Origin of the sequence: Escherichia sp. MOD1-EC7003, from assembly GCF_002965065.1 — a bacterium.
In the GTDB taxonomy this organism is placed as follows: Bacteria; Pseudomonadota; Gammaproteobacteria; order Enterobacterales; family Enterobacteriaceae; genus Escherichia.
In genome coordinates this window covers 1-21,990 of record NZ_PTRE01000177.1, presented here as the reverse complement: position 1 = coordinate 21,990, position 21,990 = coordinate 1, and the positions used below count along the sequence as shown (strand labels likewise).

19 protein-coding genes and 4 pseudogenes are annotated in these 21,990 nt (G+C 50.4%); 15 read left to right on the top strand and 8 right to left on the bottom strand.

Going from position 1 to position 21,990, the window contains the following annotated elements:
* Positions 1 to 55: 55 nt before the first annotated feature.
* The 6 genes and pseudogenes from A7090_RS22940 to A7090_RS22915 form a co-directional block, all read left to right on the top strand.
* Positions 56 to 442, top strand: a pseudogene (locus tag A7090_RS22940) (substrate-binding domain-containing protein); the annotation flags it as partial.
* 46 nt (positions 443 to 488) lie between these two features.
* Complete coding sequence (locus A7090_RS22935; RefSeq protein ID WP_105275644.1) at positions 489 to 1,109, top strand: DUF2291 family protein; 621 nt, start codon at positions 489 to 491, stop codon at positions 1,107 to 1,109.
* 1 nt (position 1,110) lies between these two features.
* Positions 1,111 to 2,655: a sugar ABC transporter ATP-binding protein gene (locus A7090_RS22930; RefSeq protein ID WP_105275643.1), complete on the top strand. Its 1,545-nt coding sequence runs from the start codon at positions 1,111 to 1,113 to the stop codon at positions 2,653 to 2,655.
* Positions 2,656 to 2,672: 17 nt separating this feature from the next.
* Entirely contained in the window at positions 2,673 to 3,740 is a 1,068-nt protein-coding gene (locus tag A7090_RS22925; RefSeq protein WP_105275642.1) for an ABC transporter permease, read from the top strand.
* 53 nt (positions 3,741 to 3,793) lie between these two features.
* The gene (locus A7090_RS22920) at positions 3,794 to 4,591 is read left to right on the top strand and encodes a glucose 1-dehydrogenase (protein ID WP_105275641.1); all 798 of its coding nucleotides are present in this window, start codon (positions 3,794 to 3,796) and stop codon (positions 4,589 to 4,591) included.
* Positions 4,592 to 4,623: 32 nt separating this feature from the next.
* Complete coding sequence (locus A7090_RS22915; protein ID WP_105275640.1) at positions 4,624 to 5,409, top strand: SDR family oxidoreductase; 786 nt, start codon at positions 4,624 to 4,626, stop codon at positions 5,407 to 5,409.
* Between the two features lie 109 nt (positions 5,410 to 5,518).
* Here the strand turns inward: A7090_RS22915 and hokE (A7090_RS26250) are convergent, their stop codons facing one another.
* Positions 5,519 to 5,671, bottom strand: coding sequence for a type I toxin-antitoxin system toxin HokE (gene hokE / locus A7090_RS26250; protein ID WP_198599611.1), 153 nt, complete (start codon positions 5,669 to 5,671; stop codon positions 5,519 to 5,521).
* Between hokE (A7090_RS26250) and A7090_RS27175 the strand changes: the two are divergent.
* Positions 5,640 to 5,901: pseudogene (locus A7090_RS27175) on the top strand (hypothetical protein); the annotation flags it as partial. The gene hokE (A7090_RS26250) and the pseudogene A7090_RS27175 sit on opposite strands and share 32 nt — an antisense overlap.
* Positions 5,902 to 6,020: 119 nt before the next feature.
* Here the strand turns inward: A7090_RS27175 and hokE (A7090_RS22905) are convergent.
* A complete protein-coding gene (gene hokE / locus A7090_RS22905; protein WP_000956467.1) occupies positions 6,021 to 6,173 on the bottom strand; it encodes a type I toxin-antitoxin system toxin HokE in 153 nt (50 codons plus the stop codon).
* Between hokE (A7090_RS22905) and A7090_RS27170 the strand changes: the two are divergent.
* From A7090_RS27170 to ybdG, 6 genes and pseudogenes are all read left to right on the top strand, one after another.
* A pseudogene (locus tag A7090_RS27170) lies at positions 6,142 to 6,409 on the top strand (hypothetical protein). The gene hokE (A7090_RS22905) and the pseudogene A7090_RS27170 overlap by 32 nt on opposite strands.
* 214 nt (positions 6,410 to 6,623) lie before the next feature.
* On the top strand, positions 6,624 to 7,742 hold the full coding sequence (locus tag A7090_RS22890; RefSeq protein ID WP_105275637.1) for a YbdK family carboxylate-amine ligase: 1,119 nt from the start codon (positions 6,624 to 6,626) through the stop codon (positions 7,740 to 7,742).
* A 65-nt stretch (positions 7,743 to 7,807) separates the two neighbouring features.
* Positions 7,808 to 8,056: a DUF1158 domain-containing protein gene (locus A7090_RS22885; RefSeq protein ID WP_000682524.1), complete on the top strand. Its 249-nt coding sequence runs from the start codon at positions 7,808 to 7,810 to the stop codon at positions 8,054 to 8,056.
* 64 nt (positions 8,057 to 8,120) lie between these two features.
* Positions 8,121 to 8,489 carry an MmcQ/YjbR family DNA-binding protein gene (locus A7090_RS22880; RefSeq protein ID WP_000360951.1) on the top strand — a complete coding sequence of 123 codons (369 nt, stop codon included), beginning with the start codon at positions 8,121 to 8,123 and terminating at the stop codon, positions 8,487 to 8,489.
* A 93-nt stretch (positions 8,490 to 8,582) separates the two neighbouring features.
* On the top strand, positions 8,583 to 9,236 hold the full coding sequence (nfsB, locus tag A7090_RS22875) for an oxygen-insensitive NAD(P)H nitroreductase (RefSeq protein ID WP_105275636.1): 654 nt from the start codon (positions 8,583 to 8,585) through the stop codon (positions 9,234 to 9,236).
* Between the two features lie 257 nt (positions 9,237 to 9,493).
* Positions 9,494 to 10,741, top strand: coding sequence for a mechanosensitive ion channel YbdG (gene ybdG / locus A7090_RS22870; RefSeq protein ID WP_105275635.1), 1,248 nt, complete (start codon positions 9,494 to 9,496; stop codon positions 10,739 to 10,741).
* A gap of 79 nt (positions 10,742 to 10,820) precedes the next feature.
* Here the strand turns inward: ybdG and pheP are convergent, their stop codons facing one another.
* The 5 genes from pheP to cusC form a co-directional block, all read right to left on the bottom strand.
* Complete coding sequence (pheP, locus tag A7090_RS22865; RefSeq protein ID WP_105275645.1) at positions 10,821 to 12,197, bottom strand: phenylalanine transporter; 1,377 nt, start codon at positions 12,195 to 12,197, stop codon at positions 10,821 to 10,823.
* A gap of 100 nt (positions 12,198 to 12,297) precedes the next feature.
* Positions 12,298 to 15,414 (bottom strand): Cu(+)/Ag(+) efflux RND transporter permease subunit CusA, encoded by a 3,117-nt coding sequence (cusA, locus tag A7090_RS22860; RefSeq protein ID WP_274541184.1) that lies wholly within the window; start codon positions 15,412 to 15,414, stop codon positions 12,298 to 12,300.
* Between the two features lie 38 nt (positions 15,415 to 15,452).
* The gene (gene cusB / locus A7090_RS22855) at positions 15,453 to 16,676 is read right to left on the bottom strand and encodes a Cu(+)/Ag(+) efflux RND transporter periplasmic adaptor subunit CusB (RefSeq protein WP_105275634.1); all 1,224 of its coding nucleotides are present in this window, start codon (positions 16,674 to 16,676) and stop codon (positions 15,453 to 15,455) included.
* A 15-nt stretch (positions 16,677 to 16,691) separates the two neighbouring features.
* Positions 16,692 to 17,024 carry a Cu(+)/Ag(+) efflux RND transporter periplasmic metallochaperone CusF gene (gene cusF / locus A7090_RS22850; RefSeq protein ID WP_105275633.1) on the bottom strand — a complete coding sequence of 111 codons (333 nt, stop codon included), beginning with the start codon at positions 17,022 to 17,024 and terminating at the stop codon, positions 16,692 to 16,694.
* Between the two features lie 157 nt (positions 17,025 to 17,181).
* The gene (cusC, locus tag A7090_RS22845) at positions 17,182 to 18,555 is read right to left on the bottom strand and encodes a Cu(+)/Ag(+) efflux RND transporter outer membrane channel CusC (RefSeq protein ID WP_105275632.1); all 1,374 of its coding nucleotides are present in this window, start codon (positions 18,553 to 18,555) and stop codon (positions 17,182 to 17,184) included.
* Positions 18,556 to 18,711: 156 nt separating this feature from the next.
* On the opposite strand from cusC, the gene cusR reads away from it, so the two are divergent.
* Both cusR and cusS read left to right on the top strand, forming a co-directional pair.
* A complete protein-coding gene (gene cusR, locus A7090_RS22835) occupies positions 18,712 to 19,395 on the top strand; it encodes a copper response regulator transcription factor CusR (protein WP_105275630.1) in 684 nt (227 codons plus the stop codon).
* Positions 19,385 to 20,833 carry a Cu(+)/Ag(+) sensor histidine kinase CusS gene (cusS, locus tag A7090_RS22830; RefSeq protein ID WP_105275629.1) on the top strand — a complete coding sequence of 483 codons (1,449 nt, stop codon included), beginning with the start codon at positions 19,385 to 19,387 and terminating at the stop codon, positions 20,831 to 20,833. The genes cusR and cusS overlap by 11 nt, the downstream gene beginning before the upstream one ends.
* A gap of 584 nt (positions 20,834 to 21,417) precedes the next feature.
* Here cusS and A7090_RS22825 read toward each other — a convergent pair.
* A pseudogene (locus A7090_RS22825) lies at positions 21,418 to 21,972 on the bottom strand (IS630 family transposase); the annotation flags it as partial.
* Positions 21,973 to 21,990: the final 18 nt, after the last annotated feature.

Here is a 21,990-nt window from a genome sequence, read left to right as displayed (position 1 = left end):
GCCCTGGAAAGTTGATCTGAGCTCTCAGTAAATATCAATACGGTTCTGACGAGCCGCTTACCAAGATGCCAAAGGCACGTTAATTGATGGCAAACGGATAATGGACAGTATTCTGCAAGCCCATCCCGATGTAAAAGGGGTGATTTGTGGTAATGGTCCGGTTGCACTGGGAGCTATCGCAGCACTGAAAGCAGCCAATCGCAATGACGTTATTGTTGTCGGCATTGATGGCAGTAACGATGAGCGCGATGCCGTGAAAGCCGAATCATTGCAGGCTACCGTGATGTTACAAGCGCAAGCCATTGCCGCGCAGGGTGTTACCGATTTGGATAATTACCTGCAAAAAGGAGTTAAACCAGCCAAACAGCGGGTGATGTTCCGCGGCATTCTGATAACCAAAGATAACGCAGATAAAGTCCAGGATTTCAATATCAAATCCTGATCCCAGGTCGTTGCGCCCTCACAATGAGGGCGCAGAGGAGAATATTATGGATAAAAAAGTCTGGCTGGCGCTGGCAATTCTGAGCCTGGGTGGATGTCGCATCGTCTCGCAGCAGGAACTTGCCGATCTCAAATCCCCGCCTAATCCTCATATGGCAAATATAGATCAGACCTGGCAGAAAAATATCGTGCCGCAGGTGGTAGAAAATGCGCGTCCGGTTGCGGAGTTAATGGCTGCGCTACAGGCAGAAAAAGATATCGATGCCGCCTGTAAAACGCTGGGCTATCGTTCTCAGGAAGAAAATCCGTGTATTTTCTACGTTAAAGTCGAAGGAGGCATCACCAATATCGATGCAAAATCCCGTAGCGGAAAAATGACCATCGCAGATATCAGCGGCATGAATATTGTCGTGCAAACGGGGCCAACTCTTCGCGGCACACTTCTGCGAGATGCATATAAAGGCGCGAGCTATGAGCATTTTAACGATCAGGTTTTATTTGGTGAATATGGTCGTGCTATCAATGAGCAAGCCATCAATATGATTCAGTCGGCAAAGCTTAAAACCGGGGAAAAGGTTCAGGTTTATGGCGTATTTTCTGCATGGGATATTCCGCAAACTATCCCGGATATAACGCCTGCGAAAATAGCCAGGGCGGGAGGCGAATAATATGTTACCGCAAGAAATTGATACTCCCCAGACTGATGAATCACCCGTAATCATAGAAACGCATGACTTATCGCGTATTTATCCAGGTGTGGTGGCGTTAGATAACGTGAATTACCGTGTCTATCGCAATAAAGTGAATGTACTTATTGGTGAAAACGGTGCGGGTAAATCCACAATGATGAAAATGCTGGCGGGGGTTGAAACACCTTCCACAGGCAAGATCATTCTTGATGGTAAAGAAGTTACCCTAAATTCTACCCATCAGGCCGAAAAACATGGAATTAGTATTATTTTTCAGGAACTGAATTTATTCCCGAATATGAATGTCATGGATAACATTTTCATGGCGAATGAATTTTTTCAGAAAGGGAAGATTAACGAAAAATATCAGTATGAATTAGCCAAATCTTTATTAGAGAGACTGGAACTGGACGTTGATCCCTATACCCAACTGGGAGAACTTGGTATTGGTCATCAGCAACTGGTGGAGATTGCCCGTGCCCTTTCTAAAGATACCCGGGTACTGATTATGGATGAACCGACCTCGGCCCTCAGCCAGTCGGAAGTCAAAGTCCTTTTCAATGTGATCGCACAACTGAAGCGCCGTGGTGTCACCATCATTTATATCTCCCACCGTCTGGAAGAGTTGATGGAGATTGGCGATTTCATCACCATTTTCCGTGATGGTCGCTTTATTAGTGAACGCGCAGTGAGCGATGCCAGTATTCCGTGGATCATCGCACAAATGGTCGGTGATAAGAAAAAACATTTTGATTATCAACCAGCTATCCAGGGTGACACTGTACTGGAGGTACAGGGGTTAACGGCGCTGCATCCCAGCGGTGGTTACAAACTCAATGATGTGACATTCAACCTGCGTAAAGGCGAAGTTATCGGCATTTACGGCTTGCTGGGCGCAGGACGTACTGAGCTATTTAAAGGACTGGTGGGCCTGATGCCCTGTCAGAGTGGGAAGATCCAGCTTAATGGTGAAACCATCGACAAATGCCATTTCCAGGCGCGGCTCAAAAAGGGGCTGGCGTTGGTGCCAGAAGATCGCCAGGGCGAAGGCGTCGTTCAGATGATGTCGATTCAGTCCAATATGACGCTATCCGATTTCAGCCTGCAAGGTTTTCGCCGTGCCTGGAAATGGCTGAATCCGCAAAAAGAGAGCGCCAGTGTGAAAGAGATGATCCAGCAACTGGCGATCAAAGTCAGTGATGCCGAACTCCCTATTACCTCACTCAGCGGCGGTAACCAGCAAAAAGTGGTACTTGGCAAAGCGTTGATGACCCAGCCACAGGTGGTGTTTCTTGATGAACCCACACGCGGCATTGATGTTGGCGCAAAAACCGACGTCTATCAGCTGGTAGGAAAAATGGCACAACAGGGGCTGGCAGTCATGTTCTCTTCTTCAGAACTCGATGAAGTCATGGCACTGGCAGATCGCATTCTGGTGATGGCTGATGGCCGTATTACCGCTGATCTACCCCGGGGCGAAGTCACCCGAGAGAAACTGATCGCGGCTTCAACACCTCAAGATTAATCAGGCTGGAATTTCTTATGAATCAGAAATATATGATCTATATGTACCTGTTGAAAGCCAGAACGTTTATCGCTCTGCTGTTAGTGATCGCCTTCTTTAGCGTGATGGTGCCTAACTTCCTGACGGCCTCTAACCTGCTGATTATGACTCAACACGTTGCGATTACCGGGCTGCTGGCAATCGGAATGACGCTGGTGATCCTGACAGGCGGCATCGATCTTTCCGTCGGCGCGGTAGCGGGGATCTGCGGAATGGTTGCCGGGGCTCTGCTAACAAACGGCCTGCCATTGTGGAGCGGCGATATTATTTTCTTCAACGTGCCGGAAGTGATCCTCTGCGTGGCGGTATTTGGCATTTTAGTGGGACTGGTGAATGGTGCGGTAATCACCCGCTTTGGTGTCGCGCCCTTTATCTGCACCCTCGGTATGATGTACGTCGCCCGTGGCTCTGCCCTGCTGTTTAATGATGGCAGCACTTACCCCAATCTCAACGGCATGGAGGCACTGGGCAATACGGGTTTCGCCACCCTTGGTTCTGGCACGTTTTTAGGCGTTTATCTGCCAATCTGGCTGATGATTGGCTTTTTGATTTTAGGCTACTGGATCACGACTAAAACGCCGCTCGGTCGTTACATCTATGCCATTGGTGGCAATGAATCTGCCGCGCGACTGGCAGGCGTACCCATCGTAAAAGTCAAAGTGTTCGTCTATGCGTTCTCCGGATTATGCGCCGCATTTGTCGGTTTGATTGTTGCCTCGCAGCTGCAAACCGCTCACCCAATGACCGGCAATATGTTCGAAATGGATGCTATCGGTGCCACAGTTCTCGGTGGAACTGCGCTGGCAGGTGGTCGGGGACGTGTCTCTGGCTCGATTATCGGTGCCTTTGTCATTGTCTTCCTCGCCGATGGCATGGTGATGATGGGGGTCAGTGATTTCTGGCAAATGGTCATTAAAGGTCTCGTTATCGTCACCGCCGTGGTGGTCGATCAGTTCCAGCAAAAATTGCAAAACAAAGTCATTTTGATGCGTCGCCATGAAGAAAAGATGACCGCCGCACCTGCCGTAAAACCGCTTTCCAGTTAATTAACATCATTCCACCGGGCATTAAATTGCCCGGCTTATACAGGGGAAAAAATATGCAACGTAATTTTCAGGGTAAGACTGTAGTTATTACCGGGGCATGCCGGGGAATTGGGGCCGGGATCGCTGAACGCTTCGCCCGCGATGGCGCAAATCTGGTGATGGTTTCTAACGCTGAACGCGTACATGAAACTGCAGAGCAACTGCGCCAACGTTATCAGGCTGACATTTTGTCATTAGAAGTCGATGTGACAGATGAAGCGCAAGTACAGGCACTCTATGAACAAGCTGCTGCACGTTTTGGCAGCATCGATGTTTCCATCCAGAATGCGGGCATTATCACCATCGATTATTTTGATCGGATGCCGGCTGCTGATTTCGAAAAAGTGCTGGCGGTGAACACTACGGCAGTCTGGCTCTGCTGCCGGGAAGCAGCCAAATATATGGTGAAACAGAATCATGGCTGCCTGATCAACACCTCTTCCGGCCAGGGACGTCAGGGGTTTATCTATACCCCACACTATGCAGCCAGCAAAATGGGTGTGATCGGCATTACGCAAAGCCTGGCGCACGAGTTGGCGCAGTGGAATATCACTGTTAACGCCTTCTGCCCGGGTATTATCGAAAGCGAAATGTGGGACTACAACGACCGCGTATGGGGAGAAATTCTCAGCACCGATGACAAGCGTTATGGCAAAGGAGAGCTTATGGCGGAATGGGTGGAAGGTATTCCGATGAAGCGTGCCGGTAAACCTGAAGATGTTGCTGGACTGGTTGCCTTCCTCGCCTCTGACGATGCGCGTTATCTCACCGGTCAAACCATCAACATCGACGGCGGCCTGATTATGTCGTAATGCCCCTGCGGGCTACTAAGAGAGATATCAAAATGATCGCAAAAGATTTTGCTCAACACTTGTTTGATCTCCACGATCGCGTCGCCTTTGTCACTGGCGCAGGTAGCGGTATCGGACAAATGATCGCTCTGGCTTTAGCCAGCGCAGGCGCACGAGTGGTGTGTTTTGATCTACGGGAAGATGGCGGACTTAAAGAGACGGTTAATAATATCGAAGCACTTGGCGGACAAGCCTTGTATTACACGGGCGATGTTCGGGAATTGAGAGATCTTCGCGCAGCAGTCGCTCTGGCAAAAACACATTTTGGTCGCCTGGATATTGCCGTAAACGCCGCTGGAATCGCTAACGCAAACCCGGCGCTGGAGATGGAAAGCGAGCAATGGCAACGCGTTATCGATATCAACCTGACTGGTGTGTGGAATTCCTGTAAGGCGGAAGCCGAGTTAATGGTAGAGAACGGAGGCGGCTCGATTATAAATATTGCGTCAATGTCCGGGATTATCGTCAATCGCGGTCTGGAACAGGCTCACTACAACAGCTCCAAAGCAGGCGTGATTCATTTATCTAAAAGTCTTGCGATGGAATGGGTGAGTAAAGGGATCCGTGTGAACTCAATCAGTCCAGGATATACCGCAACACCAATGAATACCCGACCTGAAATGGTGCATCAGACTCGGGAGTTTGAAATCCAGACGCCGATTCAGCGGATGGCGAAAGTGGAAGAGATGGCGGGTCCAGCGCTGTTCCTTGCCAGCGATGCGGCGTCGTTCTGCACTGGTGTTGATCTGGTGGTCGATGGTGGTTTTGTCTGCTGGTAAAAATGGTTTCGCCCGCAGCCATCACTGACCGCGGGCGAAAGTGTAAAGCAGGTGCCTTACCACCCTGACCTGACAACCGGATATGCGGGGATTGCTCCCCGCACAACGGCTACTTCTTCGGTTCGTAAGCGAGAACAGCCTTAAACTCAATATTACGTTCCTTCACCGTAAACTCACACAGCGAGTCTCCGACCAGAAGCGAAAATCCCAGCACCGTCAAACACAGCACTATGACTGCCACAAGGGCATATTTCGTCAGCATGTTTATATTGCCTCCATGCGAAGAAGGGACTACCATCCAAATTGTCTGGTTTGGAGTGGCAGCCCCTGGGTTGATAGAAATATCTCCTGGGGCTTCATCTTTCCAGACCTCAGAGTAAACCTGAAACCGGAAAGCTTCAGGCACCCGCCGTTATCTTACCCTTCCTTAGCAAAATAGCTGTTTATTTATACAGTGAGTCCTGTTTCGGACTTCTGTTGGCAACACTCGTTATTGTTCGTAAAACGAAATCGCCCGCAGCCATCACTGACCGCGGGCGAAAGTGTAAAGCAGGTGCCTTACCACCCTGACCTGACAACCGGATATGCGGGGATTACTCCCCGCACAGCGGCTACTTCTTCGGTTCGTAAGCGAGAACAGCCCTGAACTCAATATTACGTTCCTTCACCGTAAACTCACACAGCGAGTCTCCGACCAGAAGCGTAAATCCCAGCACCGTCAAACACAGCACTATGACTGCCACAAGGGCATATTTCGTCAGCATGTTTATATTGCCTCCATGCGAAGAAGGGACTACCATCCAAATTGTTGGGTTTGGAGTGGCAGCCCCAGGGTTGATAGAAATATCTCCTGGGGCTTCATCTTTCCAGACCTCAGAGTAAACCTGAAACCGGAAAGCTTCAGGCACCCGCCGTTATCTTACCCTTCCTCAACAAAATAGCTGTTTATTTATACAGCAAATCCTGTTTCGGACTTCTCACTCCTCATTTAATCAACTGAAGCTGAGCCCGTTTTTTCTGCATGCCTCAATCGTCAAAATTCTTCCCCGCCAGCCGGCTATGACGCAACTGGTCACATTGCAAAAGTAGCCAAATTGCTTCAGTCACCATCAGTTCACCATCACCAAAAAAAAGAAACATTCCAGAACTTCCGCATCTCGCCCAGCCGCTCCCACTTCTATACTGAATAGAAAACGCCAACATAAGAGAAATCTATGCCATTACCCGATTTTCATGTTTCTGAACCTTTTACCCTCGGTATTGAACTGGAAATGCAGGTGGTTAATCCGCTGGGCTATGACTTAAGCCAGGACTCTTCAATGCTGATTGACGCGGTTAAAAATAAGATCACGGCCGGAGAGGTAAAGCACGATATCACCGAAAGTATGCTGGAGCTGGCGACGGATGTTTGCCGTGATATCAACCAGGCTGCCGGGCAATTTTCAGCGATGCAGAAAGTCGTATTGCAGGCAGCCGCAGACCATCATCTGGAAATTTGCGGCGGTGGCACGCACCCGTTTCAGAAATGGCAGCGTCAGGAGGTATGCGACAACGAACGCTATCAACGAACGCTGGAAAACTTTGGCTATCTCATTCAGCAGGCAACCGTTTTTGGTCAGCATGTCCATGTAGGTTGCGCCAGTGGCGATGACGCCATTTATTTGCTGCACGGCCTGTCACGGTTTGTGCCGCACTTTATCGCCCTTTCCGCCGCGTCGCCGTATATGCAGGGAACGGATACGCGTTTTGCCTCCTCACGACCGAATATTTTTTCCGCCTTTCCTGATAATGGCCCGATGCCGTGGGTCAGTAACTGGCAACAATTTGAAGCCCTGTTTCGCTGCCTGAGTTACACCACGATGATCGACAGCATTAAAGATCTGCACTGGGATATTCGCCCCAGCCCCCATTTTGGCACGGTGGAGGTTCGGGTGATGGATACCCCGTTAACCCTTAGCCACGCGGTAAATATGGCGGGATTAATTCAGGCTACTGCCCACTGGTTACTGACAGAACGCCCGTTCAAACATCAGGAGAAAGATTACCTGCTGTATAAATTCAACCGTTTCCAGGCCTGTCGCTATGGGCTGGAAGGCGTCATTACCGATCCGCATACTGGCGATCGTCGGTCACTAATGGAAGACACCTTGCGTTTACTGGAAAAAATCGCCCCTTCTGCACATAAAATTGGCGCATCAAGCGCAATAGAAGCACTGCATCGCCAGGTCGTCAGCGGTCTGAATGAAGCGCAGCTAATGCGCGATTTCGTCGCCGATGGCGGCTCGCTGATTGGGCTGGTGAAAAAACATTGTGAGATCTGGGCCGGTGACTAAGCCGGGAATTGCCTTACAGAAGAATATCCCTGACAATGGTGTTTTAACTTACATTTAACAATGTTATGAAACACCCTTTAGAAACCTTGACCACCGCAGCAGGCATTTTGCTGATGGCTTTCCTCTCTTGCCTGCTGCTGCCCGCCCCCGCACTGGGGCTGACGCTGGCACAAAAACTGGTGACCACGTTCCATCTGATGGATCTTAGTCAGCTTTACACTTTATTGTTTTGTCTGTGGTTTTTAGTGCTGGGCGCTATTGAGTATTTTGTTCTGCGCTTTATCTGGCGACGCTGGTTCTCGCTGGCGGATTAAACGTCGATTATCGCCGTACTTCGCGGCATACTTTGCTTATTCTCCTTCGCCTAAAGGAACGTTTATGGATAAGCAATCACTGCACGAAACGGCGAAACGCCTGGCCCTTGAGTTACCCTTTGTCGAGCTTTGCTGGCCTTTTGGCCCGGAGTTCGATGTTTTTAAAATTGGCGGCAAGATTTTTATGCTGTCGTCGGAGCTGCGCGGCGTCCCCTTTATCAATCTGAAGTCCGATCCACAAAAATCCCTGTTAAATCAGCAAATATACCCGAGCATTAAGCCAGGGTATCACATGAATAAAAAGCACTGGATTTCAGTGTATCCCGGCGAGGAAATCTCCGAAGCGTTACTTCGCGATCTGATCAACGATTCGTGGAATCTGGTGGTTGATGGTCTGGCTAAACGCGATCAAAAAAGAGTGCGTCCAGGCTAAAGCGGGAATCTATAGCGCATTTTTCTCGCTTACCATTTCTCGTTGAACCTTGTAATCTGCTGGCACGCAAAATTACTTACACACGGAGTCTTTATGGATATCATTTCTGTCGCCTTAAAGCGCCATTCCACTAAGGCATTTGATGCCAGCAAAAAACTTACCCCGGAACAGGCCGAGCAGATCAAAACCCTACTGCAATACAGCCCATCCAGCACCAACTCCCAGCCGTGGCATTTTATTGTTGCCAGCACGGAAGAAGGTAAAGCGCGTGTTGCCAAATCCGCTGCCGATAATTATGTGTTCAACGAGCGTAAAATGCTTGATGCCTCGCACGTCGTGGTATTCTGCGCGAAAACTGCAATGGACGATGCATGGCTGAAACTGGTTGTTGACCAGGAAGATGCCGATGGCCGCTTTGCCACGCCGGAAGCGAAAGCCGCGAACGACAAAGGCCGTAAGTTCTTCGCCGATATGCACCGTAAAGATCTGCAAGATGATGCGCAGTGGATGGCAAAACAGGTTTATCTCAACGTCGGTAACTTCCTGCTCGGCGTAGCGGCTCTGGGTCTGGATGCAGTACCCATCGAAGGTTTTGACGCCGCCCTCCTCGATGAAGAATTTGGTCTGAAAGAGAAAGGCTACACCAGCCTGGTGGTTGTTCCGGTAGGCCATCACAGCGTTGAAGATTTTAACGCGACGCTGCCGAAATCTCGTCTGCCGCAAGACATCACCTTAACCGAAGTATAATTCTCCTGACAGCCGGGAACCGCTCCCGGCTCAGATTGCTGACAAAGTGCGCGTTGTTTATGCCGGATGCGGCGTGATCGCCTTATCCTGCCTACAAGTTCGTTCCAATTCATTCATGTAGGCATGATAAGCGTAGCGCATCAGGCAATTTTATATTTACCATCAGCCCTCACAGGAAATTCCCCCTCAGATTCTCCTGATTTGCATAACCCTGTTTCAAGCGTCATCATAGGCTGCTGTTGTATAAAGGAGACGTTATGCAGGATTTAATATCCCAGGTTGAAGATTTAGCGGGTATTGAGATCGATCACACCACCTCAATGGTGATGATTTTCGGTATTATTTTTCTGACCGCCGTCGTGGTGCATATTATTTTGCACTGGGTAGTCCTACGTACCTTCGAAAAACGCGCCATCGCCAGTTCACGGCTATGGTTGCAAATCATTACCCAGAATAAACTCTTCCATCGTTTAGCTTTTACCTTGCAGGGGATTATCGTCAATATTCAGGCGGTATTCTGGCTGCAAAAAGGCACCGAAGCAGCTAATATTCTGACTACCTGCGCGCAGTTGTGGATCATGATGTATGCGCTGCTTTCAGTCTTCTCATTGCTGGATGTTATTTTGAATCTGGCGCAGAAATTCCCGGCAGCAAAGCAGTTACCGTTGAAAGGGATATTTCAGGGGATCAAACTGATCGGCGCGATTCTGGTCGGCATATTGATGATCTCGCTGCTGATTGGTCAATCGCCAGCGATTCTGATCAGCGGTCTTGGTGCAATGGCTGCTGTGCTGATGTTGGTATTTAAAGATCCGATTCTTGGTCTGGTGGCAGGTATTCAACTTTCCGCGAACGATATGTTGAAACTGGGCGACTGGCTGGAGATGCCGAAATACGGCGCGGATGGCGCGGTGATCGATATTGGATTAACCACCGTCAAAGTGCGTAACTGGGACAATACCATTACCACTATTCCCACCTGGTCTCTGGTTTCTGACTCCTTTAAAAACTGGAGCGGGATGTCAGCATCCGGCGGGCGACGTATTAAACGCAGTATCAGCATTGATATCACCAGTATTCACTTTCTTGATGAAGACGAAATGCAACGTCTGAATAAAGCGCATTTGTTAAAGCCTTATTTAACCAGCCGCCATCAGGAAATTAATGAGTGGAATCGCCAGCAAGGTTCTACGGAGTCAGTATTAAACCTGCGACGGATGACCAATATTGGAACCTTTCGTGCTTATCTGAACGAATATCTACGTAACCATCCGCGGATTCGTAAAGATATGACCTTAATGGTACGCCAACTGGCTCCTGGCGATAACGGCTTACCACTCGAGATCTATGCGTTTACCAACACCGTGGTGTGGCTGGAATATGAAAGCATTCAGGCTGATATATTCGACCACATATTTGCGATTGTCGAAGAGTTTGGTCTACGACTTCATCAGTCGCCAACCAGTAATGATATTCGCTCTCTGGCGGGTGCATTTAAACAGTAATAAAAAAACCGCTCTCGCCGAATGGATGAGAGCGGTTTCGAATTGTCGATATCGTTTTGTCGGATGTAGCGTGAATGCCTTATTTCCGACGCAGCATTTTAAACGCCACAAGCAAGAACACAATCCACACCGGCAGCAGAATCGCTGACAAGCGCATATCATCCATCGTGCACATCAGCAGCAAAATCATGCCGAGGAAGGCAATACAAAGATAGTTGCCAAAGGGATAAAGCAGCGCCTTAAACTGTGTTTCACGCCCCTGACGTCGTATCGCCGCGCGAAAACGCAGATGTGCCAGGCAGATCATAATCCAGTTCAACAGCAGCGTTGCTACCACCAGCGCCATCAGCAGACCAAACGCTTTTTGCGGCAGCAGATAGTTAATCAGCACCACCAGCGAAGTGATCGCCCCCGAAAGCATCAGCGAGTTAATCGGCACGCCGCGACGGCTAACACGGGTAAGAAACTTCGGCGCATTACCCTGAACGGAAAGGCCAAACAGCATCCGGCTGTTGGAGTAAACCCCGCTGTTATACACCGACAACGATGCCACCAGAATGACGAAGTTCAGCGCAGAAGCCACCACGTTGCTGTCGAGATTATGGAAAATCATCACAAAAGGGCTACTATTGGATTTCACTTCCACCCACGGATAAAGCGCCAGTAAGACTACCAGTGAACCGATATAAAACAGCAGGATGCGATAAACCACCTGATTTACCGCTTTTGGAATGCTTTTTTCTGGATCGCGCGCTTCAGCGGCAGTAATCCCAATCAGCTCCAGACCGCCGAAGGAGAACATAATCACCGCCAGCGACAAAATCAGCCCATTCCAGCCGGTGGCGAAGAAACCGCCGTAACGCCAGAGGTTATCGATACTGGCTTTCTCACCGCCGTGACCAGAAAACAGCAGCCACAGACCAAAGCCGATCATCCCGATAATTGCCAGCACTTTAATCAGCGCAAACCAGAACTCGGTTTCGCCATATAATCGCACGTTCACCAGGTTAACGGCGTTGATGATAATAAAGAAGGCGGCAGCCCAAATCCACGTTGGAACATCCGGGAACCAGTACTGCATATAGATGCCCGCAGCGGTCAGCTCTGCCATTCCCACCAGCACGAACATTACCCAGTAGTTCCAGCCAGAGAGGAAGCCCGCAAACGGTCCCCAGTATTTATAGGCAAAGTGGGCAAATGAACCGGATACCGGCTCCTCAACCACCATCTCGCCGAGCTGGCGCATAATCAGGAAAGCGATGATCCCGGCGACGCCGTAGCCCAGCAATACAGCCGGACCCGCCATCTGAATCGCCGGGCCAATGCCAAGAAACAGACCAGTACCAATAGCGCCACCCAGCGCAATCAGTTGAATATGACGGTTATGTAATCCGCGATGAAGCGTCGGCTCTTGATTCGACGCAGTATCTCCCGATACGGTTGACGCGTTTTTCACGCCTTTCCCCTGTGTGTCTTTTTCGTTGAGGGCACCTTTTAACATTTAGAGCCCATCGTCGCAAGACACAATCCACACGGTTAAGCCGGGGATCCTGCTTTTATTTCCGTACCCGATGCCGGTGCAGCCACATCAGCTTATACGCCGCCGGGATAATAAACAGCGACAGCAAAGGCGCGGTGATCATGCCGCCAATCATCGGCGCTGCGATGCGACTCATCACCTCTGACCCTGCTCCCGTTCCCCACAGAATCGGCAGCAGACCGGCGATAATCACAGCCACCGTCATCGCTTTCGGGCGCACGCGCAGTACCGCGCCGTGATACAACGCCTCATCCAGTTTCTGCTCGCTGAATGTGTGTGGATTATCCAGCGACGGATCTGCCTCTATGGCGTGACGTAAATACATCAGCATCACCACGCCAAATTCGGCGGCAACTCCGGCGAGAGCGATAAAGCCGGTGCCCGTCGCCACGGAAAGATGAAAGCCCATCCACCACAGCAACCAGATGCCGCCCACCAGCGCAAACGGTACGCTACTGATAATCAGCAACGCTTCGCCCACGCGACGGAACGCCAGATACAACAGTACGAAGATGATCATCAGCGTCATCGGCACCATGAGTTTCAGCTTATGGTTGGCGCGCTCCAGCAACTCGAACTGCCCGGAGAACGCCACGCTGGTGCCCGGTTTCAACTGCACTCTTTCGGTAATCGCTTTTTGCAGATCGTTAACCACTGACACCATGTCACGATCGCGGGCGTCGATATAAATCCAGCTCGTCGGGCGCGCATTCTCGGTTTTCAGCATCGACGGTCCGGTAGAGACGTTAACGTCGGCCACATCTGCCAGGGTGATTTGCTGCTTCATCGGCGTCAGGATCGGCAGCTGTCGCAGCGCCTGCGGGCTATCGCGCCAGCTTTGTGGATAACGCAGATTAATTGGATAACGGGCAATCCCTTCCACCGTTTCGCCAACCATCGCCCCGCCTACCGCAGAAGTCACAAACAATTGCACATCTCCCACCGTCATACCATAACGCGCGGCTTTTTCACGGTTAATCTCAACGTTGATATAGCGCCCTCCTTCCAGACGTTCGGCAAGAGCAGAGGCCACGCCTGGCACCGTTCGCGCCACTTCTTCAATTTCCTTTGCCATCGCGTCGATATCTGCCAGCACTGTGCCGGAAACTTTAATGCCGATGGGGCTTTTAATGCCGGTCGAGAGCATATCGATACGGTTACGAATTGGTGGCACCCACAGATTTGCCAGCCCCGGCAGACGCACGGTGTTATCCAGTTCCTCAATGATTTTGTCCATCGTCATGCCAGGCCGCCACTGATCCTGCGGCTTAAGCTGGATGGTCGTTTCTACCATCTCCAGCGGAGCAGAATCGGTGGCGGTTTCCGCTTTCCCGGTTTTGCCAAATACCCGTGCCACTTCAGGTACGCTCATAATCAGCTTATCGGTTTTTTGCAGCATACTCGCCGCCTCCGCTGCGGAAATCCCCGGCAGCGTCGAAGGCATATACAACAAATCGCCTTCATTGATTTGCGGTAAAAATTCCCCGCCAACGTTATTGAGCGGCCAGATAACCGTCAGCACCGAAAGCGCAGCTACCAGCAGCGTGGTTTTCGGCCAGTGAAGTACTTTCAACAACAGCGGATGATAAGCATGAATCAAAAAGCGATTGAGCGGGTTACTGCTTTCAGGTGGAATTTTGCCACGGATCCAGTAGCCCATCAGGATAGGGATCACTACGATCGCCAGCAGTGCCGCCCCCGCCATCGCATAAGTTTTGGTGAACGCCAGCGGGCCAAACAGACGTCCTTCCTGCCCTTCCAGCGTGAAGATCGGGATAAACGACAACGTAATAATCAGCAGACTGATAAACAACGCCGGCCCCACTTCAACAGATGCATCGGTGATCACCTGCCAGCGCGTTTTATTATCCAGCGTGGCGTCAGGATGCTGGTGCTGCCACTCTTCCAGCCGTTTATGCGCATTCTCGATCATGACGATAGCGGCATCCACCATCGCCCCGACGGCAATCGCAATGCCGCCCAGCGACATAATATTGGCATTCAGTCCCTGGAAGTGCATGACAATAAAAGCAATACACAACCCCAGCGGCAACGAAATAATCGCCACCAGCGCCGAGCGCACATGCCAGAGAAACAGCGCGCAGACTACCGCCACCACAATAAACTCTTCCAGTAGCTTGCCGCTGAGGTTGTCGATGGCGCGGTCAATGAGCTGGCTGCGGTCGTATGTTGTAACTATTTCCACGCCTTCTGGTAAACTGCTTTTCAACGTTTCCAGTTTGTCCTTCACGGCAGCGATCACTTCACGGGCGTTTTTGCCGGAGCGCAGGATCACCACCCCGCCAGCAACTTCGCCTTCGCCATTCAGTTCAGCAATGCCCCGGCGCATTTCCGGGCCAACCTGGACCTTCGCAACATCACGCAGATAAACGGGCACGCCATTTTCACTGGCTTTTAAAACAATCTGATTAAAGTCGTCGAGCGTTTGCAGATAACCGCTGGCACGCACCATATATTCCGCTTCTGCCAGTTCAATCGACGAACCGCCCGCTTCCTGGTTTGAAGCATCCAGCGCGCTTTTTACTTCGGCGAGACTGATGCCAAATTGCGCCAGGCGCTGGGGATCGATAACCACCTGATACTCTTTCACCACACCGCCCACCGACGCCACTTCCGCAACGTCAGGGATGGTTTTTAGCTCATATTTGAGAAACCAGTCCTGCAATGAGCGTAAATCGGCCAGATCGTGCTTACCGCTGCGATCGACCAGCGCGTATTCATAGATCCAGCCAACGCCCGTGGCATCTGGCCCCAATTCGGCGCTGACTCCCACAGGCAGCTTACCCTGTACCTGATTGAGGTACTCCAGCACCCGCGAGCGTGCCCAGTACGGATCGGTGCCATCTTCGAAAATGACATACACATAAGAGTCGCCAAACTGCGAGAAACCGCGCACAGTCTTCGCGCCCGGCACCGACAGCATGGTAGTGGTCAGCGGATAAGTCACCTGATTTTCAACGATTTGCGGTGCCTGACCGGGATAGCTGGTTTTAATAATCACCTGTACATCAGAGAGATCCGGCAGCGCATCCACTGGCGTGTTAATGATGGTCCAGGTGCCCCAGATGCTCAGAAACAACGCGCCCATTAGCACCAGAAAACGGTTCGCCACCTAGCGACGAATAATCCATTCAATCATAGGTTATTCCCTCAATGCGCATGCGTGGCACTTTCAGAGCGCATCCGCTCCAGTGCACCAGAAATATTGGCTTCGGAATCAATCAGGAACAGGCCACTGGAAACCACCTTTTCACCTTCCACCAGACCAGAACGTAACGCGGTAACACCTTGCGATGCCTGGAAAACGGCAACGCGTTTCGGTACAAAGCGCCCATCGGCATCAACGGTAATCACCCGCTGTTCGTTGCCGGTATCAATCAGCGCCTGTGACGGAATGAGCAGCATCGGTTCGCTGGCGGTGTTGAGTTGCAACCAGGCGTTCATTCCCGGTTTTAGCGCCTCGTCGGCGTTGTCGACTTCCAGACGCAGTTGCAGCGTGCGGGTTGCAGCATCCACGCCGGGTAGCAGGGTCCATTTGCGGATGGTGAGCGTTTTATCAGGTCGTGCCGGAACAGTGAGCGTAAACTGCGAGGCATCTTTCACCAGCCAGGCGACAGACTCCGGGATCGCCGCAGTGACCCACACCGGGTCCATACCCTGAATTTTCGCTACCACATTATCTTTGGCGATATTCATTCCCGCGCGCAGATCAAACGCAGTGATCGCGCCGTCAATGGGTGCTTTGAGCGTAAAGCGAGTCTGGATTTTTTGCGTGCTGATCAGGCGGCGAATATCAGCCTGCGGCATTCCCGCCAGCCGCAGGCGTTCAAGAATCCCTTCGGTCTGGGTCGCCGTGCCGCCGGTTTCGCGCAGCAGTAAATACTCACTCTGCGCTTCCACCCAGTCAGGAATGGTCAGGTCGAGAAGCGGTGTGCCCTTCTGTACTTTATCGCCCACGGTAAGCGAATACACCTTGTCGATAAACCCGGCGGCGCGAGCCTGCACAATGGCATACTGATACTCGTTGTAACTGACATTCGCCGGGAAACTCTGGGCAAAAGTCAGCGGCCCGCGCGTGACGGTAGCCGTTTTCACCCCCAGATTCTGCGTCTGAGTCGGATCAATGCGCACACCAGACGCGGAACTCTCTTCATCGGCATATTTCGGCACCAGATCCATATCCATAAACGGCGATTTACCTGGTTTATCGAACCGCGTATTGGGATACATCGGATCGTACCAGAATAAAATTTTACGTTCTGCGGTTGGCGTTTTTTCTGCGGGCGATTCAGCCTGGGAAAACCAGGTAAAACCTGCCGCAGAAATAATACCGCCCGCGATCATGCTGCCGATAATAAGCGCGATTTTTTTCATCTCATTAAACCTGGATTACTGGCTGACTTTAATATCCTGTAATAAAGAAAGGTTGCCCTGCTGGACAAAATTAAACGCCACTTTGTCGCCCGTTTTAATTTCACTCATTTTCGTCTGCGGGGTGATAGTAAAGCGCATAGTCATCTCCGGCCAGTTCACTGCAGCAATCGGCCCGTGGTGGATGGTGATTTTTTTGCTTTCCAGATCAATACCTTTTACCACGCCGGTGGCGCTAATGACCTGTGATTGTGCTTCGCTCATGGTTTCATGATGATGTTCGTTAGCCTGGACACTAAAGCCAATAACGGTAACCAGACTGAACATTGCGACTTGCAGTGCTTTTTTCATTTATTCTCTCCTGGAGTTAAAAGTCATACTCTAAATAATTCGAGTTGCAGGAAGGCGACAAGCGAGTGAATCCCCAGGAGCTTACATAAGTAAGTGACTGGGGTGAGCGAACGCAGACGCAGCACATGCAACTTGAAGTATGACGAGTATATTGCTGTCAACCGCCGCCAAGCGCGGTATATAAGGAAACTTCGTTAACCTGACGAGCATAATTCAGGTCAAGTAAAGTTTGTCGGGTTGCAAATAAAGAACGTTCAGCATCCAGCACCTCCAGATAACTTACTGCACCGTGCTGATATAATGCCCGCGCCCGTTGCAAAGTAATTTGCAGCGACGCCAGATAACGCTGCTGGGCGCTAATTTGATCGTTCAGGCTTTGACGTAATGCCAGTGCATCTGCTACTTCTTTAAAAGCATTCTGGATTTTCTGTTCATAATTCACCACCGACTGCTGCTGGCGAATTTCGGCGATATCCAGATTGGCCTGGTTGCGTCCGGCATTAAAAATGGGGATCTCAATTTTGGGAATAAAATTCCACATCCCGCTGCTGGCGTTAAATAATGACGACAGATCGCTGCTGGCGGTCGATATTCCGCTGGTCAGGCTGATAGACGGGAAAAATGCCGCACGTGCGGCGCCAATATTGGCATTAGCCGCCATTAACGCGTGTTCAGCTTCCATTATATCCGGACGCTGCAATAAGATTTGCGACGACAATCCCGCCGGTAATTTCACGCTTTGCAGGCTGTCGCTGGTTGCTGTCTGTGCTTGCGGCAGCTTGCTGTAGCTTCCCAGTAACAGTTGCAATGCATTATTCGCCTGCGCCAGTTCCCCTTGACGTTTAGCGATATCGCTACGGGTACTGTCTATCATCCCGCGAGCCTGTTCCAGCGCCAGAACATTGCTGCTACCGGTCAACAGTTGTTTTTCGACAAACGCATATGACTGCTGATAATTATGTAGCGTTTCTTCGGCTATTTGCAATTGCGCATAAGCCTGCTGCTCCTTGAAATAGCTTTGTGCGACATTTGAAACCAGCAGAATATGCACCGCGCGCTGAGCTTCCTCAGTGGCTAAATAATTTTGTCGCTCGGCTTCGCTCATGTTCTTTAAGCGACCGAAAAAATCGAGGTCAAAGCTGGCGTTTAGGCCAGTCGAGAACTCCCGCGCCGTGGCTGAATCGCCTTTAAGATTACCGCTCCAGCTGCCGCTGCCCTCGCCATTGAGCTGTGGGTAACGGTCGGCATCGGTCAGACGATATTGCGCCCGCGCCTCCTGAACTTTCAGCGTCGCCATGCGCAAATCCCGGTTATTCACCAGCGCCTCGCTAATCAGCGTCTTCACCTGATTATCAACAAAAAAGGTGCGCCAGCCCGCGTTCTGGTAGGTATTCACTGCGTTAACCAGGCCGTTCTGGCTGAGAGAGAACTGCTGCGGCACAGGCATTGCCGGACGCTGATAATCCGGTGCCAGTGAACAACCGGTTAGCGCAAGGGCCACACAAAATGGCAGAAGTTTACAAGGAGACATAGGCACATAATTTCTGGTGACTTTATGCCGCCAACTTTACTCGCCAGGCTCTGATTTTCCGGTGACAGGAAAATGACAAAATTGTCATTTTGCCAATAAGCAATTGCCATCTGATCCCGCTACTCTAGAATTGCCAGGGCAACATGCGGAGGAAATATGAAACTGTTGATTGTCGAAGATGAAAAGAAAACCGGAGAATACTTGACCAAAGGGTTAACCGAAGCCGGTTTTGTGGTCGATTTGGCCGACAACGGGCTGAATGGCTACCATCTGGCGATGACAGGAGATTACGACCTGATAATCCTCGATATTATGCTGCCGGACGTGAACGGCTGGGATATCGTACGCATGTTGCGTTCGGCCAATAAAGGGATGCCGATTCTGTTGCTTACCGCGCTTGGCACCATTGAACATCGCGTCAAGGGGCTGGAGCTGGGGGCAGATGACTACCTGGTGAAGCCATTCGCTTTTGCTGAACTGCTGGCGCGGGTGCGCACCCTACTGCGGCGCGGGGCGTCGGTGATTATCGAAAGTCAGTTTCAGGTTGCCGATTTGATGGTCGATCTCGTCAGCCGCAAAGTCACCCGCAGCGGCACGCGCATCACTTTGACCAGTAAAGAATTTACCCTGCTGGAGTTTTTCCTCCGCCATCAGGGCGAAGTGCTGCCCCGCTCGCTTATCGCCTCGCAGGTATGGGACATGAATTTTGACAGCGATACCAATGCTATTGATGTGGCGGTGAAGCGGCTACGCGGCAAAATCGACAACGACTTTGAGCCGAAACTGATTCAGACCGTGCGCGGCGTGGGCTACATGCTTGAGGTGCCGGATGGTCAGTAAGCCGTTTCAGCGCCCGTTTTCGCTGGCAACCCGCCTGACCTTTTTTATCAGCCTGGCCACCATCGCGGCGTTTTTCGCCTTTGCATGGATCATGATCCACTCAGTAAAAGTGCATTTTGCCGAGCAGGATATTAATGATTTAAAAGAGGTTAGCGCCAACCTTGAACGAGTACTTAATCATCCTGACGAGACGCAAGCCCGACGCTTAATGACGCTGGAAGATATCGTCAGTGGTTATTCCAATGTGTTGATTTCTCTGGCAGATAGCCACGGTAAATCGGTTTATCATTCCCCCGGTGCGCCGGATATCCGCGAGTTTGCACGCGATGCCATCCCCGATAAAGACGCGCGGGGTGACGAGGTATATCTCCTTTCCGGTCCGACAATTATGATGCCGGGCCACGGTCACGGGCATATGGAGCACAGCAACTGGCGGATGATTAACTTGCCGGTTGGCCCGCTAGTGGACGGCAAACCGATTTATACGCTCTACATCGCGCTTTCGATCGATTTTCATCTTCATTACATAAATGATTTGATGAATAAACTTATTATGACCGCATCGGTAATCAGCATCCTGATCGTCTTTATCGTGCTGCTGGCGGTACATAAGGGTCACGCGCCGATCCGCAGCGTCAGCCGTCAAATCCAGAATATCACCTCGAAAGATCTCGACGTTCGCCTCGACCCGCAGACCGTGCCGATTGAGCTGGAACAGCTAGTACTGTCGTTCAACCATATGATTGAACGTATTGAGGATGTTTTTACTCGTCAGTCCAATTTCTCAGCGGATATCGCCCACGAAATTCGCACACCAATTACGAATCTCATTATGCAAACGGAAATCGCCCTCAGCCAGTCGCGCAGCCAGAAGGAGCTGGAAGATGTGCTTTACTCTAATCTCGAAGAACTGACGCGAATGGCGAAAATGGTCAGCGATATGCTTTTTCTCGCCCAGGCCGATAACAACCAGTTAATCCCCGAAAAGAAAATGCTCAACCTGGCAGATGAAGTTGGCAAAGTGTTCGATTTTTTCGAGGCGTTAGCGGAAGATCGCGGCGTGGAGCTGCGGTTTGTTGGCGACGAGTGTCAGGTTTCGGGCGATCCGTTGATGCTGCGTCGGGCGTTAAGCAACCTGCTTTCTAACGCCCTACGTTACACGCCAACCGGAGAGGCAATTGTAGTGCGCTGTCAGACGGTCGATCACCAGGTGCAAGTTACCGTCGAAAACCCCGGTACGCCCATTGCGCCCGAGCACTTACCGCGTTTGTTTGACCGTTTCTATCGCGTTGACCCCTCCCGCCAGCGAAAAGGTGAAGGTAGCGGCATTGGTCTGGCGATAGTGAAATCGATTGTTGTCGCACATAAAGGCACGGTTGCGGTTATGTCAGATGCGGGAGGGACAAGGTTTGTTATCAAGCTACCGGAGAGGGAGTGATTGGTCCGATAATACAATGGATATTATTTGAAGGAAGAATTTGATATTTCGTCAGGAGAAAAGCGTAAAATCCGTTTCGTGCAGATGGTGAGTTTTATCAGGGTATGGCGGTAGCGTAACTGCCTTTGGATAATATACTCGTCATACTTCAAGTTGCATGTGCTGCGACTGCGTTCGCTCACCCCAGTCACTTACTTATGTAAGTGACTGGGGATTCACCCGCTTGCCGCCTTCCTGCAACTCGAATTATTTAGAGTATATATATGACATGAATGTATTCCCCAGATAACTTCACCAGCCAAATATATTGTTTTTTATAAAAAACTCATATTATTTTACATGGATAAACTCTTGTTAATAATTCGGATTACACTCGATTTGTATGGTGATAACTTCTCTCCGCATAAATTATTACCACAACTTAAAGATTCATTCAAACTTATTGATTCAAACGAAAAGACCGATATTAATAAAATACGGCACCGCCAATACGACTTTGGCGCACTATCACTTCAACATCCAGATTGTATTGGCATTGAATATAAATCAACCGAGTACCAAAAATGGTATATACCCAATAAACCTCAAGATGCGGGTTTGAGTACCTGAAAGTGATCGTTTATTCGGGATGCCAGAGAATCCGCTATACCCGGCAGCGTATGACTGAAAAATTCAAATATTGCGTCCCTGCACTCTCGAAAACTGCTGAAGTAGCGATTATTCCGGGCATGTTCGTTCATTAATTTCCACATTCGTTCTATCGGATTCAGGTTTGGACTGTACGGCGGGAGATAATGGAGCTGTATATTCACCACTTCTGCCCCGTCTTTCACTAACTGTGAACGGTGGTAACCTGCGCCATCCAGAATGACGTGGATTTTCTGGTTATAATCAGGATAAACCTTACGTATCTCATTGAAAAAACGGGATACATTGTACTCATTAATCGTTTTATATTCGCAGATTAACGGGTGTTCCGGGGCTTTCAGATCCAGCGCCCCCATGATATTCAGGCGTGTGCGGCTGCCTGTTGTTTTTACTGACTTTTTCTGGCCTTTGCGTATCCAGCCATAGCTGATTTTAGTGGCCTGAGTCGGATGGACTCCATCAATAAAAAGAACCGGTTCATCACCCACAGTTGTTATAATATTCAATTA